General features: G+C 71.5%; 15 protein-coding genes and 1 tRNA gene. 6 read left to right on the top strand and 10 right to left on the bottom strand.

The genetic code is table 11. The features are described from left to right. Positions 1-42: 42 nt before the first annotated feature. The 3 genes from ABZ822_RS09005 to ABZ822_RS08995 all read right to left on the bottom strand — a co-directional run bounded on the left by ABZ822_RS09005 (position 43) and on the right by ABZ822_RS08995 (position 4,400). Complete coding sequence (locus tag ABZ822_RS09005; RefSeq protein ID WP_360849247.1) at positions 43-1,383, bottom strand: ABC transporter substrate-binding protein; 1,341 nt, start codon at positions 1,381-1,383, stop codon at positions 43-45. A 356-nt stretch (positions 1,384-1,739) separates the two neighbouring features. Beyond that, positions 1,740-2,624 carry a hypothetical protein gene (locus ABZ822_RS09000; protein WP_360849244.1) on the bottom strand — a complete coding sequence of 295 codons (885 nt, stop codon included), beginning with the start codon at positions 2,622-2,624 and terminating at the stop codon, positions 1,740-1,742. A gap of 420 nt (positions 2,625-3,044) precedes the next feature. After that, positions 3,045-4,400: a DUF445 domain-containing protein gene (locus tag ABZ822_RS08995; RefSeq protein ID WP_360849240.1), complete on the bottom strand. Its 1,356-nt coding sequence runs from the start codon at positions 4,398-4,400 to the stop codon at positions 3,045-3,047. Positions 4,401-4,660: 260 nt separating this feature from the next. Here ABZ822_RS08995 and ABZ822_RS08990 point away from each other — a divergent pair, with 260 nt between their 5' ends. Then, positions 4,661-5,971 carry an SGNH/GDSL hydrolase family protein gene (locus ABZ822_RS08990; RefSeq protein WP_360849237.1) on the top strand — a complete coding sequence of 437 codons (1,311 nt, stop codon included), beginning with the start codon at positions 4,661-4,663 and terminating at the stop codon, positions 5,969-5,971. 160 nt (positions 5,972-6,131) lie between these two features. On the opposite strand, the gene ABZ822_RS08985 is transcribed toward ABZ822_RS08990, so the two are convergent. The 4 genes from ABZ822_RS08985 to ABZ822_RS08970 all read right to left on the bottom strand — a co-directional run bounded on the left by ABZ822_RS08985 (position 6,132) and on the right by ABZ822_RS08970 (position 9,621). Beyond that, the gene (locus ABZ822_RS08985) at positions 6,132-6,842 is read right to left on the bottom strand and encodes a DUF1707 domain-containing protein (RefSeq protein WP_360849233.1); all 711 of its coding nucleotides are present in this window, start codon (positions 6,840-6,842) and stop codon (positions 6,132-6,134) included. Positions 6,843-6,873: 31 nt separating this feature from the next. Next, positions 6,874-7,899 (bottom strand): ATP-binding cassette domain-containing protein, encoded by a 1,026-nt coding sequence (locus ABZ822_RS08980; protein ID WP_360849230.1) that lies wholly within the window; start codon positions 7,897-7,899, stop codon positions 6,874-6,876. 17 nt (positions 7,900-7,916) lie between these two features. Beyond that, the gene (locus tag ABZ822_RS08975) at positions 7,917-8,741 is read right to left on the bottom strand and encodes an ABC transporter permease (protein WP_360849227.1); all 825 of its coding nucleotides are present in this window, start codon (positions 8,739-8,741) and stop codon (positions 7,917-7,919) included. An 82-nt stretch (positions 8,742-8,823) separates the two neighbouring features. Beyond that, positions 8,824-9,621: an ABC-2 family transporter protein gene (locus tag ABZ822_RS08970; RefSeq protein ID WP_360849224.1), complete on the bottom strand. Its 798-nt coding sequence runs from the start codon at positions 9,619-9,621 to the stop codon at positions 8,824-8,826. A gap of 223 nt (positions 9,622-9,844) precedes the next feature. Between ABZ822_RS08970 and ABZ822_RS08965 the strand changes: the two genes are divergently transcribed. Next, complete coding sequence (locus tag ABZ822_RS08965; RefSeq protein WP_360849221.1) at positions 9,845-12,154, top strand: transglycosylase domain-containing protein; 2,310 nt, start codon at positions 9,845-9,847, stop codon at positions 12,152-12,154. 150 nt (positions 12,155-12,304) lie between these two features. On the opposite strand, the gene ABZ822_RS08960 is transcribed toward ABZ822_RS08965, so the two are convergent. Then, the gene (locus ABZ822_RS08960) at positions 12,305-12,646 is read right to left on the bottom strand and encodes a co-chaperone GroES (protein WP_360849218.1); all 342 of its coding nucleotides are present in this window, start codon (positions 12,644-12,646) and stop codon (positions 12,305-12,307) included. 47 nt (positions 12,647-12,693) lie between these two features. After that, positions 12,694-13,014 (bottom strand): DUF3618 domain-containing protein, encoded by a 321-nt coding sequence (locus ABZ822_RS08955; protein WP_360849215.1) that lies wholly within the window; start codon positions 13,012-13,014, stop codon positions 12,694-12,696. Between the two features lie 134 nt (positions 13,015-13,148). On the opposite strand from ABZ822_RS08955, the gene bcp reads away from it, so the two are divergent. The 4 genes from bcp to ABZ822_RS08935 all read left to right on the top strand — a co-directional run bounded on the left by bcp (position 13,149) and on the right by ABZ822_RS08935 (position 15,377). Then, on the top strand, positions 13,149-13,616 hold the full coding sequence (bcp, locus tag ABZ822_RS08950; RefSeq protein WP_360849212.1) for a thioredoxin-dependent thiol peroxidase: 468 nt from the start codon (positions 13,149-13,151) through the stop codon (positions 13,614-13,616). Between the two features lie 174 nt (positions 13,617-13,790). Next, positions 13,791-14,426 (top strand): HNH endonuclease, encoded by a 636-nt coding sequence (locus tag ABZ822_RS08945; RefSeq protein ID WP_360849209.1) that lies wholly within the window; start codon positions 13,791-13,793, stop codon positions 14,424-14,426. 248 nt (positions 14,427-14,674) lie between these two features. Beyond that, entirely contained in the window at positions 14,675-15,289 is a 615-nt protein-coding gene (locus tag ABZ822_RS08940) for an HNH endonuclease signature motif containing protein (protein ID WP_360849206.1), read from the top strand. A gap of 12 nt (positions 15,290-15,301) precedes the next feature. After that, a tRNA-Leu gene (locus tag ABZ822_RS08935) sits at positions 15,302-15,377 on the top strand. Positions 15,378-15,424: 47 nt separating this feature from the next. Here ABZ822_RS08935 and rdgB read toward each other — a convergent pair. Next, positions 15,425-16,027 (bottom strand): RdgB/HAM1 family non-canonical purine NTP pyrophosphatase, encoded by a 603-nt coding sequence (gene rdgB, locus ABZ822_RS08930; protein ID WP_360849203.1) that lies wholly within the window; start codon positions 16,025-16,027, stop codon positions 15,425-15,427. Positions 16,028-16,097 lie beyond the last annotated feature (70 nt).

Here is a 16,097-nt window from a genome sequence, read left to right as displayed (position 1 = left end):
GCGCGCCGTCGGCGGGTTCGGGCCGGGTGCTCGGTTGTGTGGTCACGGGATCAGCCCCTTGGACTGCAGCGCGTCGTTGATCTGGTCGCGGATCTCGTCGACCGCGCTCACCGGCTGGATGGCGGAGGGGGGCGAGAGGGTGTGGGAGATCACGATCGAGACGTTCTGGTACGCCGGGGTCTTGGGGCGGACGCTCGCCGTCTCCAGGGCGTTCAGCACCTCGCGCGCGAAGGGGTAGTCCTTGGCGAGCGCCTTGTCGGTGTAGAGGTCGCGCAGGGTGGGCGGCAGGCCGCCCTGGAGCGCGGCGTTGAGCTGGTTCTGGCGGTTGCGCAGGCAGAGCGCCGCCTCGAAGGCGAGGTCGGAGTGGCGGGAGTACTTGCTGATGGCGAGGTCGATGCCGCCGATGGTGGGGCGGGAGGGCCGGCCGGCGTCGACGCGCGGGTAAGGCGCCCACTTGAAGTGCGGGAAGAGCTTCGGGTTGTTGGCCTTCATCGAGGGATAGACGAAGGGGTAGTTGATCTCGAAGGCCGCGGTGCCGGACTCCATCGCCAGCCGGTTCTGGTCCTCCATCTGGTTGGTGAGGGAGGGGTCGGCGGCGGGTGAGCGGGCGAGGTCGCGCATGACGCCGGCGGCGCGTACGGCGGGCGGGCCGAGCGAGGGCTGCTTCCCGTCGGGCGTCATGATCGAGCCACCGGCGGACTCCACGAGGGAGTTGAACCAGACGGTGAGCCCCTCGTACTGGGCGCCCTGGATCTCGACGTAGTGCGGCTTGCCCTCCTTCGCGAGGGCGGAGGCCATGTCGATCATCTCGGCCCAGGTCGTGGGCGGCTTGGGGACCAAGTCGTCGCGGTACCACAGGAGTTGGGTGTTGGCGTTGTACGGGACCGCGTAGAGCTTCCCCTCCCAGGTCGCCGTCTCCAGCGAGGCCCGCAGCGTGCCCTGGACCGCCTGTTGCCGGTTCTGCCCGGTCCACGGCCGGATCCAGCCCGCCTCTGCGAACTCGGCGGGCCAGGTCACGTCGAGGCCGAGGATGTCGAGCGAGGAGTCCTGCGCGGAGAGCCGGCGGACGAGCTGCTGCCTCTGGCCGTCCGCGGCCCGGGGGAGCTTGTGGTACGTGATGGAGTACCGGCCTCCGGAGGCCCGGCCGCAGTCGTCGGCTGCCTTCTGCAGAGCGCCCGAGTCGTCGGGGAAGTTGTACCAGTTCAGCTCGGTGACACCGCCGGATTCGCCGCCGCCTCCGCACGCGCCGAGTCCCAGCGCCAGCAGGGGCAGTACGGCCGCGAGGGCGCGGCGCCGGCGGGCGGCGGGGGCGCGGCCGCGTCGCGCCGGTGGCCAGGGGCCCGGGGAGCGGCTTCCCGTCACCGGGCGGGCTCGTCGGTCCATGCGCCCTCCACCTCGAGTCCGGAGCCGGCGCGGGCGGGCGCGCGGCGCCCTCCGTACCGTTGTCGGCAACGGACCTTAGACCTAGGGCATACCGATATCAAGCTCCCTAATCGGTCATAGCGCACGGTCGGCGCAGGCGGGCGTACGGACGTTCAGGTCAGGGGGGTTCGGATCCCACCGGGCCTTCGGCGCGGCGTCCATGAACCGAGGAGTGTGGTGTCGGGCGCGGGCGGAGCACCGTACGCACGGAGATGTCCCCTGGCTCTCGGGGAAACCAGGGGACATCACCACCGACTCCGGTCGCCGGCCGGACGAACCGTCCGGCGACCGGCTCCGATCACTTCAGGCGAGCCGGGTCAGGACCGGCCGGCCTTCGCACGGCGGCGTACGACGACGATCCCGGCGCCGATCGCGGCCGCGGCGATCGCTCCGCCCGCGGCGAGCTCCGTGGTGCCCAGGCCCTGGGAACCACCCTCACCACCGTGGGTACCACCGCGGGGGTGGCGGGTGACGGTCACGGTCGCGGTGGCCGTGACGCGGTCGGGGCGCGCGGCGGCACGGTCGCTGCTGCGGTTGGCCCGCATCCAGTCACCGCCGCCCCAGTTGCCGGAGTCGCTCTCGGCCTCGGCACCGGCGTCGTTGCGTCCGGTGCCCATGTCGGCACCGGAGTCCTCGCGACCGGCACCGCCCATGTCGGCACCGGAGTCCTCACGGCCGTTGCCCATGCCGCTGCCGGAGTCCTCACGACCCGTACCGCCCATGTCGGCGCCCGAGTCCTCACGGCCGTTGCCCATGCCGCTGCCGGAGTCCTCGCGGCCGGTGCCGGTGCCGCTGCCGGAGTCCTCGCGGCCGGCGCCGGTGCCCGTTTCGGCGCCCGCGTCGTCACGGGGGCCGCCGTCGCCCCGGCCGAGGATGCAGGTGCCGCGGACGGTGTACGTACCGGGCTCGACGTTGCGGTGCACCTTCAGCGTGCCGCGGAAGACGCTGTGGTCGGACTGCTTGAAGAACACCGTGCCGGCGCGCGAGCTGCCTTCGGCGCGCTCGGTGCCCCGGGGGCAGAAGAGGGTCAGGCTGACGGTCCCGCCCGGGCGGACGGAGTCCGGGTGCGCGACGAGACGCGCACGCTCGCCGCCACCGCGGGGGTGGTCTTCAACCGGCTGCGCGGCGACGGCGACCGGGGCGGCCAGGGAGACGAGGGCGCCGGCGGCAAGGGCGACACCGGCGGTGCGGTTGAGGCGCACAGGAACTCCTTTCCCGTGGACGCGAGTGCGGGGCGGTTGCCCCGCCTGGGTCTGGGCGCCCGCGTCCTACGGGTCCAGGGAATGTGCTCACGGACGAGCCCGCGCGCTGACGGTCCGTCAGTGATCACCCGCGCGGGGCCGCCCGTCCGGGCCGACGGACCGTCACTTCCCCAGGTCAGGGGCGCGGTGTCCACCATTCGCCGCAGTGCGGAGAATTACGCTGCACAGGGGACGGGCAACGGGGCCACCCGTGCCCGGCCGCCGCACGCCACAGGGCCACCACCCGCGGCCGCTCCCCCGCCCCCGCACCCCCGCCTGACGGTCCGGCAGCACGCCTCGCCGCGGCATACGGTGCCGGGACCGCCTCCCAGAGGTACGCGTGCAAGGCGCCGCGAGGCCCGACCCGGTCCGGAAGAGAAGTCAGGCGCCCAGCGCCCGCGACACCGCGTAGATGACCAGCCCCGCCAGCGCACCGACCACCGTGCCGTTGATCCGGATGAACTGCAGGTCCCGGCCGATGTGCGCCTCGATCTTCAAGGACGTCTGCTCGGCGTCCCAGCCTGCCACCGTCTCCGTGATCAGCGCCGTGATCTCGTCCTGGTACGTCGTCACCACATGAACCGCCGCGTCCTCCAGCCAGCGGTCCACCTTCTCCTGCATCCGCGCGTCCGACGCCAGCCGCGCGCCCAGCGACAGCAGTCCCGTACGGGTCCGCAGCCGCAGTTGGCTGTACTCGTCCTCCGACGCCGCCACGACCATCTGGCGCACCGAACCCCACGCCGAGGCGATGACCTCCTGCACCTCGCCGCGCCCCAGCACCTCCGTCTTCAGCCGCTCCACACGCGCCCGCGTGTCCTCGTCCGACTGGAGGTCGGCCGCGAAGTCCCGCAGGAAACGGTCGACCGCGCCGCGCGCCGGATGCTCCGGCATGTCGCGCATCTCGCCGGTGAAACGCAGCAACTCCTTGTAGACGCGCTCGCCGACACGCTTGTCCACGAAGCGCGGCGTCCAGCCGGGCGCCCCGCCCGTGACGGCCTCCATCACCGAATCGCCGTGCATGACCAGCCAGTCGTGGGCCCGTACGCACAGCAGGTCCACCACCCTGCGGTGCCCGCCGTCGTCGACGACCTTCTCCAGCAGCGCGCCCAGACCCGGCGCGACCTCCTGCGCGTCGGCACGGCGCGTGATGGCCTCGGCGACCACCGCCTGGACGTCGGAGTCGCGCAGCACGCGGAGCGCACCGCGCAGCGCGGTCGACAACTCGGCTGTCACCCGGTCGGCGTTGGCCGGCTCGGCCAGCCAGCCGCCCAGCCTGCTGCTGATGCCCACGGCGCGCAGCCGCTGCCGTACGACGCCGGAGGAGAGGAAGTTCTCGCCCACGAAGTCGCCGAGCGTACGGCCGAGGGTGTCCTTCTTCGTCGGGATGATGGCGGTGTGCGGGATGGGCAGGCCCATCGGCCTGCGGAACAGCGCGGTGACGGCGAACCAGTCGGCGAGCGCACCGACCATCCCGGCCTCCGCCGCCGCGGCCACATACCCCGCCCACGCGCCGTCCGCACCCGCGGTCTGCCGCCACTTGGCGAACGCGTAGACCACCGCGACCAGAAGCAGAAGGCCGGTCGCGAACGTCTTCATCCGGCGTACCCCGCGCCGCCGTTCCTCGTCCGCCGCGCTGTAGGCGAACGCTCCCCGCGGGACGGCGGATGACGCGGCCCCCGGCCGGGCATCCTTCACCCCACCGGCTCCATCGCCTTTGTCCGCCCTCGTCCGGTCCATCCGCTCCACCCGTTCCCGAGTCCTACCTGTGCCTTGTCATCATGTGACGCATTACCTGACCGACTGATGGAACGCTCCGGTAGTTCCCGGCGTCTGTCAGAGCGGGCACCCCCGACAGGGCCCCCCGCCGGGCGATCACACCATCGTGGGATCATGATGGGTCCGTCGGAACGAGCGCCACCGCAGTCGCCGCCGACCGCCCGTCACACCTAACTCAAGCCGGAGCCGAGGGCTCCCCTGTTCGAGGAGAAACGCCGAGCATGACCAAACGCCATGGTTATGCCCTGCTGGCCGCGCTAGCGGCAGTTGTGGTCCTCATTTCCACCGCGATATTCATCGGGGTGGGCGGGAGCAGCGAGTCCTTCAACAACGCCGCATCCCGCAAGCCCCGCGGCTCGGCCGCACCCGCCTCCGCGGGTGCCTGGGTCGGCACGTGGGCCACCTCCCCCGCGGCAGCGGAACCCAACACCCCCAACGGATACGCGGGGATGTCCATCCGGAACGTGGTGCGCACCACCGTCGGAGGCTCCGGCGCCCGTATCCAGCTCTCCAACCTCTACGGCAAGCGGCCGCTGACGATCAGCCACGCCACCATCGCCCTGGCCGCCGCCCCCAGCAACCCCACCGCCGCTGCGGGCACCCTGCGCCGGCTGACCTTCTCCGGCAACCCGTGGGTGACCATCCCCATCGGGCAGTCCGTCACCAGCGACCCGACCCGGCTGAACATCCCGGCCGCGGCCGACCTGCTCGTCACCACGTACTCGGCGAACCCCTCCGGGCCGGTCACCTACCACCCGCACGCCCGCCAGACCTCGTACCTCGCACGCGGCGACCGCGCCGAGGACGTGGCGGGCACGGCGTTCACCGAGCAGACCCCGTCGTGGCGCTACCTCACCGCCGTGGACGTACTGACCAGCGAGGCGCGCGGTGCGGTCGTCGTCCTCGGCGACTCCATCACCGACGGCATCACCTCCACCGCCGGCGCCAACCGCCGCTTCCCCGACTTCCTGGCCGAGCGGCTGCGCACCGAGCCCGGAGCGCCCCGCTACAGCGTGCTCAACCACGGCATCAGCGGGAACCGGGTCCTCAGCGACGGCAACACCTTCTCGTCCGAGAACCCCAGCGCCCTCAACCGCGCCGAACGTGACGTCCTGAAGGCCACCGGTGTCCGGGCCGTGGTCGTCGAACTGGGCGTCAACGACATCCTCCGCCCGCCGCAGCAGACCGACGCGCGGAAGATCACCGACGGTCTGCGCCGACTCGTGCAGCAGGCCCACGCGCGCGGGCTGCGAGTCGTCGGCGGCACCCTCGCCCCGTTCTACGGGCACCGGGGCTTCTCGCCGCGCCTGAACGCCGTACGGGAGCAGGTCAACACCGAGATCCGGTCCGGGCAGGTCTTCGACGAGGTCGTGGACTTCGACCGGGCCCTGCGCGACCCGGCCCAGCCCCTGCGGCTCCTCCCCCGCTACGACTCGGGCGACCATCTGCACCCGAGCGACGAGGGCTACCGGGCGATGGCCGGCGCTCTCGACCTGTCCCACCTGAAGGGGTCGGCACCGGCGCAGCTCTGACGCCGGAGCGCCGGCGCCGGCATCGGAGGCCGAAGCGATACGGACGGGCCGGGACCTGCGGGTCCCCGGCCCGTCCGCGCGTCTCACACCGTTCGCCCGGGCCCGTCGCGCCCGGGACAGCCATTGCCGTCGTCCGGGCCGCGAGCCGGGCCCGTACGGGCTACTCCAGCTCCTTGCGCGGCCCGCGCTCCCGCTCCCCGCGCTCCCGCTCCAGCCGCGCCCACTCCTGCCGCTCGGCCTTCAGCCGGCGCCGCTCCGCCCTGGCGAGCTTCCGCTCCACGCCCACCCCGCCCCACAAGGCGAAGCCGCTGACCACGACCCGCGGCGCGCCCCGCTCACCGGGGTCGTCCGACGCGCTCTGGTCGAAGCCGCCCAGGATGCCGAAGCCGCGCACATCCACCTCGACCCCGGGCGGTACGACGATCTGGACCCCACCCATGATCGCGAAGCACCGGATCTCGACCTCCCGGTCCTCGAAGCGCGCCTCGCGCAGATCCAGCTGTCCCCCGCCCCAGAACGTGAACGCGGTGAACCGGCGCGGGACCGTCCACCGCCCCTTGCGCTGGAAGCCGCTCATCACGGCGATGCCCTTCGTGGAACTCGCCGGGCCCCCGATCCGCTCCGACCAGTCACCGGAGACCGCCACGGGCTCACGCCCCGCCGCCCCCGCCGCCACCCCGGAGACCGGCAGATCGCGGGTCAGCGGCTCCAGATCGGCGTAGGTACGCGCCTGGTACGCCGCCCCCAGCCGCTCGTCGAACTCCTCCATGTCCAGCCGGCCCTCGGCCAGGGCATCGCGCAGGATCTCGGCGACCCGGTCACGGTCGGCGTCGGAGGCCCGCAGCTCGGGCAGGTCAGGGCTCTCGCTCATGAGGAACAGCCTATGCGGGCCGTGCCGTTCGTCACAGGGCCGAACGATCCGCGTACAGCTTGGCCACGACCTCCTCGATCGCCGGCTCCCGCACCGACAGATCCACCAGCGGATAGCCGTCCGCGATGGCCGCCACCAGGGGAGCCGCGCTCTGCGCCGCCGGGAAGGCCAGCCACTGCCGCGGCCCGTCGACCCTGACCGTCCGCGCACCCGGCACCCCGGAGATCGGCGGCAGCTCCCGCTCCAGGTCCACGACGAGCGTCCGCTCGCTCTCCCCCACCGCGTGCAGCCCGTCCAGCCCGCCGTCGTACATCAGCCGCCCGTGGTCGATGACCATCACGCGCCGGCACAACTGCTCGATGTCGGTCAGATCGTGTGTCGTGAGGAGCACCGTCGTACCGCGCTCGGCACCCAGATCCCGCAGGAACGAACGGACCTTGCCCTTGCTGACCACGTCGAGACCGATCGTCGGCTCGTCCAGATAGAGCACCTCGGGGTCGTGCAGCAGGGCCGCCGCGATGTCCCCGCGCATCCGCTGGCCCAGCGAGAGCTGCCGCACCGGCACGTCCAGCAGCGCGCCCAGGTCCAGGAGTTCGACGCAGCGCTCCAGATTCTCCCGGTAGCGGGCGGCGGGAATCCGGTACAGGCGCCGCACCAGCGCGTACGAGTCGCCCAGCGGCAGATCCCACCACAGCGACGTGCGCTGGCCGAAGACCACCCCGATGCGGCGGGCCAGCCGCGTCCGCTCCCGCGACGGGTCGATCCCCGCCACCCGCAGCCGGCCGCCGCTCGGCACCAGAATCCCCGTCAGCATCTTGATGGTGGTCGACTTCCCCGCGCCGTTCGGGCCGATGTAACCCACCATCTCGCCGCGGGCGATCCGGAACGACAGCCCGTCCACGGCACGCACCTGCCGCTTCTCGCGCCGGAGGAACCCCGCCCTCCGCCGCACCTCGAACACCTTCTCCACACCGTCGACGTCGATGAACCCGTCGTCCGCGGTGCCCCCGGAGTCCCCGGCGTCCGCCCTGTCCTTCGCACCCGTCGTCCCGGCCATGTCCGCCCCTTCCGCCTTCAGTTCCCCGTACTCCGGTACGACCGCAGACCCACCCGCCACGCCGCGCCCGCCGCCGCGCAGCACACCACCGCGACCAGCGGCGGGGCGAACGCCGTCCAGTCCGGCAGACCCAGCGGATCCGGCCGGCCCAGCACGTACAGCCCCGGCAGCCAGTTGACGAAGGCCAGCGGCACCACGAACGTCACCCCGCGCACCATGTCCTTCGCGAAGACCGTCGGCGGGTACTGCAGCAGCGTCGTGCCGCCGTACGTGAAGGAGTTCTGCACCTCCGAGGCGTCCTGCGCCCAGAACTGGAACGCCGCCCCCGCCACGAACACCGACGCGAAGATCGCCGCCCCGCTGACCACCATCAGCGGCACCATCGCCGCCTTCACCGGCGTCCACGCCACCTGAACCTGCGTCAGCGACCAGACCAGCACCAGCAGCCCCTGCGACACCCGCCCCAGCCGCCGCAGCGCGAACCGGTCCGCCGCCACCTGGGCCAGGACCGGAGCGGGCCGCACGAGCAGGGTGTCCAGCGTCCCGTCGCGCACCCGCCGCCCCAGCCGGTCCATGCTGCCCATGACCAGATCCGCCAGACCGAACGCCGTCGCGGCCGTGCCGTACAGCAGCGCCACCTCCGGCAGCGCGAAGCCGTCCAACGTCGTGACGTGCGAGAACATCAGCAGGATCGCCACGAAGTCCAGCGCCGTCGCCGCGAAGTTGCCCAGCGCCGTCATCACGAAGGACGCGCGGTACGTCATCGTGGAGCGGATCCACATCGCCGCGATCAGCCCGTACGCCCGCACCCCCGTCGCCAGGACCCACCCCGCCGCCCGCACCCGGCCCTCCCCAGGAGAACGGCCATCCCCAGGAGAACGGCCGTCCGTCAGCGAACGGCCCGACGCCACCGTCCCGCGTGCCTCAGCCACCCTGGACCACCACCTTCCGCGTGGCGACCGACTGCAGCGCCCGGCCCGCCGCGAGCAGCGCCACCGCCCACCCGGCCTGGAAGCCGTACGCCCCCAGCAGGTCCCACCCCGCGTAACGGCCGAGATAGACATCCGCCGGGACCTGCAGGAGCGAGGACCACGGCAGAGCACGGGCCAACTCGCCCAGCGCGCCCGGGAAGAGCGTCAGCGGCAGCAGCATCCCCGAGAAGAAGATCCCGGCCAGCCAGGCGACCTGCGCCACCCCCGCGCCGTCCATCAGCCAGAACGCCGACAGCGCCACCAGATAGCGCACCCCGAAACTCACCACCACACCCAGCGCCACCGACAGCAGGAACGCGGCGAACGCGGACACCGACGGCACCACCAGATCGAAGGCCAGCGCACCCACCGCCATCGGCACGATCCCCCGCCCCAGCAGATGGAACCCCGCCCGCCCCAGGTCCGCCGAGAGCCACCACAGCTGCAGATCGGCGGGGCGCGTCAGATCGCTCGCGATGTCACCGGTGCGGATGCGCTCCATCAGCTCGTCCTCGAAGCCGCCGCCCATCAGCGCACAGGTCATCAGAAGCGCCTGGCCCAGCCAGACATACGTCAGCGCCTCCGGCAGCTCGTAACCGCCCAGCCGCGGCCGCTCGTCCCACAGCGCGACATAGGTGTAGGCCATGATGAAACCGAAGACGGTGTTGGTGAACACGCCCGCCGCGGTCGCCACCCGGTACGTCGCATAGCGGCGGAAACCGCTCACGGCCACAGCCCCGTACAACCGCATGGCCCACGCCCCCCGCCGCTCGGTCCTCCCCCGCCAAAGGGGTCGAGCTTAGTCAGCCCGGCGGACGCCCTGCCATCGGTTATTCACGCGATGGGGTGGTTTGACGGAGCCAACCGGCCCGTGACAGAGCGGTCCTGAGAGCGCGCCGACCGATCCGTACGGAGCCGAGAATGCGACAGTTCCCTACGGGACGGGCCTACCACGCGAAACGGAGTCCCCGCAGATGAGCAGCCATCCGCAGCGGCAGACCGACCGCGGCACGGCACCTCTTCCCGGCCGGGTACCGACCGGTGGTGTCCCGGCGCAGCCACCCCGGCCGCCCGGAGCGTTCCTCCAGGCCCGGAAACAGGCCCGGAAGCCCCGGCCGAAACGGACCGGGGTGCGCCGCTTCCTGCCCACCTGGCGCATGACGCTCGGCGGCATCCTGCTGTTCCTGCTCCTCCTCACCGGCGCCTTCGCCGCCGGATACCTGCTGGTCGAGATCCCGCCCGCCAACGCGACCGCCGTCAAGCAGAGCAACGTCTACCTCTACGCGGACGGGTCACCCCTCGCCCGTGACGGCGAGGTCAACCGCGAGAACGTGCCCCTCACCGAGGTGCCCAAGCCCGTCCAGCACGCCGTCCTCTCCGCCGAGGACCGCGACTTCTACTCCGAGTCGGCCGTCGACCCCAAGGCCATGATCCGCGCCGCCTGGAACACCGTCACCGGCAAGGGCCGCCAGTCCGGATCGACCATCACCCAGCAGTACGTCAAGAACTACTACCTCGCGCAGGAACAGACCCTCACCCGCAAGGTGAAGGAATTCTTCATCGCCATCAAGCTCGACCGCGAGAAGACGAAGGACCAGATCCTCACCGGCTATCTGAACACCAGTTACTTCGGGCGCAACGCCTACGGCATCCAGGCCGCCGCCCAGGCGTACTACGGCAAGGACTGCGCCGACCTCACCACCCCCGAGGGCGCCTACCTCGCCGCACTCGTCAACGCCCCCAGCGCGTACGACGTCTCGGCCCACCCCGAGAACAAGGCCCGCGCCGACGCCCGCTGGAACTACGTGCTCGACGGCATGGTCAAGGAAGGCTGGCTCGGTGAGCGCGAACGCGCCGCGATGACCTTCCCCAAGCCCGGCAGGACCAAGGCACCGCCCGGGATGTCGGGCCAGCGCGGCTATCTCGTCGAGGCCATCAACACCTACCTCAGCGGCAGCGGCGCCATCGGCGAGGACACCCTGCAGGCCGGCGGCTACCGCATCACCACCAGCCTCGACAAGCGCAAGCAGAAGGCCATGGCCGAGGCCGTGAAGACCCAGCTCATGAGCCGGCTCAGCACCTCCAACCCCGTCGACCGCTACGTGCGCGCGGGCGGCGCCTCCATCGACCCGCAGACCGGCCGGGTCGTCGCCATGTACGGCGGCGTCGACTACACCAAGCAGTACGTCAACAACGCCACCCGGCGCGACTACCAGGTCGGCTCCACCTTCAAGCCGTTCGTCTTCAGCGCGGCCGTCGACAACCGGTCCACCACCCAGGACGGCCGCCGCATCACCCCGAGCACCCTCTACGACGGCAGCAACCGCCGCGAGGTGCAGGGCCGCAGCGGCCCCACCGGCTACCGGCCGGGCAACGAGGACGGCACCGACTACGGCGAGATCACCGTCGCCGAGGCCACCGACAAGTCCGTCAACTCCGTGTACGCACAGATGGGCGAGGACGTCGGCCCGGAGAAGGTCAAACAGACCGCGATCGCCCTCGGCGTCCCCAAGGACGCCCCCGGCCTCGCCGAGGCGCGCCAGTCCGTCGCCCTCGGCGTCGTCAACGCCAGCGTCCTGGACATGGCGAAGGCGTACGCGACGCTGGCCAACCACGGCAAGCACGGCATGTACACCCTCGTCGACAAGATCACCAAGGGCGGTCAGCACGTCTCCCTGCCCGAACGGGAGGACCGGCCGGCGATCTCCCGCCAGGCAGCCGACACCACGACGATGATGCTGCGCAGCGTCGTGGCGAACGGCACCGGCACCGCCGCCCAGTCCGCCGGACGCCCCGCCGCGGGCAAGACCGGCACGGCGGAGGAGGACAAGGCCGCCTGGTTCGCCGGCTACACCCCGGACCTCGCCACCGTGATCGCGGTGATGGGTCAGGACCCCAAGAGCGGGAAGCAGAAGCCGCTGTACGGGGCGACCGGGCTCGACCGCATCAACGGCGGCGGGTACCCGGCGGAGATCTGGGGCCGCTACACGGCCGTCGCGCTGCAGAACACGGCGGCGAAGTCCTTCCGCCTCGACCTCCAGCCCGGCGCGGAGGCCGAGCCGAGCGAACCGGCGGAGTCGGCGTCGTCCGGGTCGCCGTCGGCGTCCAGCGGGTCGCCGTCGGGGAGCCCGTCCGGCTCGCCGACGTCGTCGGCACCGGCGACGGGCGGCAGCTCCCGTCCGCCGAGCACGGCCCCGTCGAGGTCGCCGTCGCACGCCCCGACGACATCACCGGTCACACCGCCGGACGAGGACGAGTTCTTCCCGGAGTCGGACGGCTTCTAGGGGGTGGTTGCCGTGTGCAGGCGGCCGGCACCGGCCGGCCGCCTGGCGGAAGGTTTCTCCTGGGCCGGGGCCACGAAGTCGCTCGCGAACGACCACACCCGGCACGGCGTCGGAACGCCACCTCGGAGAGGCGGCATCAGGGACGCGGGGTCAGAGGTAGAGCCCGGTCGAGTCGTCGGACCCCTCGAGCCGCTCGGCGGCCACGGCGTGCAGATCGCGCTCGCGCATCAGCACGTACGCCACCCCGCGGACCTCGACCTCGGCACGGTCCTCCGGGTCGAACAGCACCCGGTCCCCCGGCTCCACCGTGCGTACGTTCTGCCCGACCGCGACCACCTCGGCCCAGGCCAGCCGGCGGCCGACCGCCGCCGTCGCCGGGATGACGATGCCACCGCTGGAGCGGCGCTCCCCCTCGGGGATGTCGGTGCGGACCAGCACACGGTCGTGCAGCATCCGGATGGGCAGCTTGTCGTGGGTCGCGTTCGTGCTCACGTCATGACCGTACCTGCCCCGTGACGGGCGAAGTGCGCCCAGGGGTCCTATCCGCGGCGGCGGCGCGTGGACGCGGCCAGCAGGCCGACCACGGCCACGGCGGCGAGCGCCACCGGAACGATCCGCTCCAGCCGTGGCGAACCGTCGTCGGAGACCAGCTTCGCGCGGACGTCCGAAACCGTGCGGTTCACGGCCACATAGGCCCGGCCCGCGGTGCGGTCGACCGCCGAGGCCGCCCTCGCCTTCGCGTCGCCCACGATCGTCTTCGGGTGCACCCGCACCGCGATCTCGTCCAGCGTCGCCGCGAGCACCTGCCGCCTGCCGGCGATGTCCGCCTCGATCTGCGCCGGGGTCCTGGCTTCCGACACCGCGCTGCCTCCGTCGTCTTGGGTTGTCCGTGATGGACAGTCTGTCAGCTCGTGGGGGGCCGTGCCCCATGGCACCCCCGTCACCGCGGCTAATCTCTCGGGTAGCAGCACGAACGATGAGGAGAACTTCAGCCATGAGCGAGCGACTGCAGCCCGGCGACACCGCCCCCGCCTTCACCCTGCCCGACGCCGACGGCAACGAGATCTCCCTCGCCGCCCACGCCGGTCGCAAGGTCATCGTCTACTTCTACCCCGCAGCGCTCACGCCAGGCTGCACGAAGCAGGCCTGCGACTTCACCGACAACCTGGAGCTGCTGGCCGGCGCGGGCTACGACGTGATCGGCGTCTCCCCGGACAAGCCGGAGAAGCTGGCCAAGTTCCGGGAGAAGGAGGGCCTCAAGGTCACGCTGGTCGGCGACCCTTCGAAGGAGACGCTGGCGGCGTACGGCGCCTTCGGCGAGAAGAAGCTCTACGGGAAGACCGTGACGGGCGTGATCCGCTCCACGGTGATCGTCGACGAGCAGGGCAAGGTCGAGCGGGCGCTCTACAACGTGAAGGCCACGGGCCATGTCGCAAAGCTGATCAAGGACCTGGAGATCTGACGGCCTCCCGCCTTCTTCCGGCCCGATCCGGACCGGCCCTTGAACGGCCCTTGAGCGGCCCGCACCCGCAATACGGTGCGGGCCGTTCCGCTTCCCGGGAGTGACCACCGCACGGCTGTTTCGTTACTCAGTTCGATAGGGCGAACACGCAGTCGCATGTGGCGGAGGGGGATCATGGCGGTCAGGTACACGCACGACCTGCTGGTCGAAGCAGCACGAGCATCCACGACCTACGACGAAGCCGTTCTTCACTGCGGCGGAAGCCCGACGCCCGGCAGCAGGCGCTACATCCGCCAGAAAATGACAGCAGCGGGGATCGACACCTCGCACATGGCGTCAGGTCGCGTACGGCATACCGAAGCCCGACTGCGCGAGCTCGTCGCGGAAGCGTCGAGCGTGGCCGAAGTGGTCCGCCGACTCGGGATCAGTCCGGTGGGCGGCAACCAAGCGCATATCGGCCGCCGCATCGCCGCGCTGGGCATCGACACCTCGCATTTCACGAGCGGGACGCAGCGCCACCGCTCCCGCCGACGCGCATCACGCGGGGCCCGGCTCAGCCTCGGTTCCCCTGCGGACGGAAGAACTCCTGGCGAGCGGTTACGCCGGGAACTCATCAGAACGGGAGTCCCGGAAGTCTGCGCGATGTGCGGAATCGGCCCTCAGTGGAACGGCGGAGCGCTGCGCCTGGAGGTCGACCACCTCAACGGCACATGGTGGGACAACCGCCCGCGCAACCTCCGGCTGCTGTGCCCCAACTGCCACTCAGTGACGGACACATACCGCGGACGGAAGCGACGGGCCGGCGCATGACTCGCCGCGCTTACCCTCGCGATGCCCTTGTCCGAACCGCTGCCGCCTCCACCAGCCTGGTCGACCTGCTGCGCCGACTCGGCACACCCCCCAGCAGCAGTGCCTGCGCCTACGTCCGCAGGCGTCTCGAGCACTACGGAATCGACACATCGCACTTCGTCCCCGAGGCACTTCCGCACCATGAACGGACGTCCTACTCCAGAGAGGCGCTCGCGGAGGCTGCCGTACGCAGTCACAGCATCCGAGAGGTGCTCGAGTACTTGGACGTGCCGATCTACGACGGCGCGTACAGCTATGTGGCGAAGAAGCTCGACAGATTCGGGATCGACACGTCGCATTTCACCAAGCGGCACCGTAACGGCGGGAAGGCGCTCGTCCCGCGAGGCGAACTGACGGTGGCCGTGGCCGAGTCGAAGAGTGTGGCCGGGGTACTCCGAGCCCTGGGTCAGCCCAACTCAGGGTCCGCCCGAGCCCGGGTGCAGCGGAGCATCGCCGCCTACGGCATGTCCACCGCCCACTTCGTCGGCCAAGGACACCGGCGAGGCCGCCCGTCTCCCGCACGCAAGTCCGCCGCCGAGATTCTGCGGTGCAGCGAACCGGGCTCCCGCCGAACGAAGACGGCACTGCTTCGGCGCGCCCTGAACGAGAGCGGGGTTGCCCGGGTCTGCGGCTGTTGCGGCTTGGGAGAGGTGTGGATGGGCCAGCGGCTCGTCCTGGAGATAGACCACCTCAACGGTGATCGACTCGACAACCGGATCGATAACCTCAGGTATCTCTGCCCCTCGTGCCACAGCCAGACCAGGACGTTCTCCGGGCGCCGCTCCTTGCTCTCCCCCACACAGAGGGAGAGGTCAGGGCAGTAGAGTGGCCGCAGCGGGTCCGTACCCCAGCTGGCCAAGAGGGCGCCGGTTTAGGTCCGGTGTGTCGTGGGTTCGAGTCCCACCGGGCCCACATCATGAGCGCGGCACCTCGGCTGGTGCCGCGCTCTTCGCCGTGGCTCACCCCATCAGCTCGCGGATCATCGGGGCCAAAGCGCGGAAGGCCTTGCCTCGGTGGCTGATCGCGTTCTTCTCCTCGGGTGTCATCTCCGCGCACGTACGGGTCTCGCCCTCCGGCTGGAGGATGGGGTCGTAGCCGAAGCCGCCCGTGCCCGTCGGGGTGTGGCGGAGCGTTCCGTGCAGGCGGCCTTCGACGACGCGCTCGGTGCCGTCGGGGAGCGCCATGGCCGCGGCGCAGGCGAAGGATGCCTGGCGGTGCTGGTCGGCGATGTCGGAGAGCTGGGCCAGGAGCAGATCGAGGTTGGCCTTGTCGTCACCGTGCCTTCCCGCCCAGCGGGCGGAGAAGATGCCGGGTGCGCCGCCGAGGACGTCCACGCAGAGGCCCGAGTCGTCGGCGACGGCCGGGAGTCCGGTGGCGCGGGCCAGGGCGTGCGCCTTGAGGAGGGCGTTCTCGGCGAAGGTGACGCCGGTCTCGGGGACGTCGGGGATGTCGGGGTACGCATCGGCTCCGACGAGTTCCACCGACACTCCCGCACCCGAGAGGATGGCGTGGAGTTCGGTCACCTTGTTGGCGTTACGAGTGGCGAGGATCAGACGCTGCATGTGCCGATTATCCGCCCCTCGCGCGCGGGGCCGACCGGGGCCCGTGCGTCCTGGCCCGGGTCCGGCGCGC

Source organism: Streptomyces sp. NPDC047108 (genome assembly GCF_040643575.1).
In the GTDB taxonomy this organism is placed as follows: domain Bacteria; phylum Actinomycetota; class Actinomycetes; order Streptomycetales; family Streptomycetaceae; genus Streptomyces.
The sequence above is the reverse complement of the archived record's forward strand: the minus strand, read 5'-3'. Positions and strand labels throughout refer to the sequence as shown.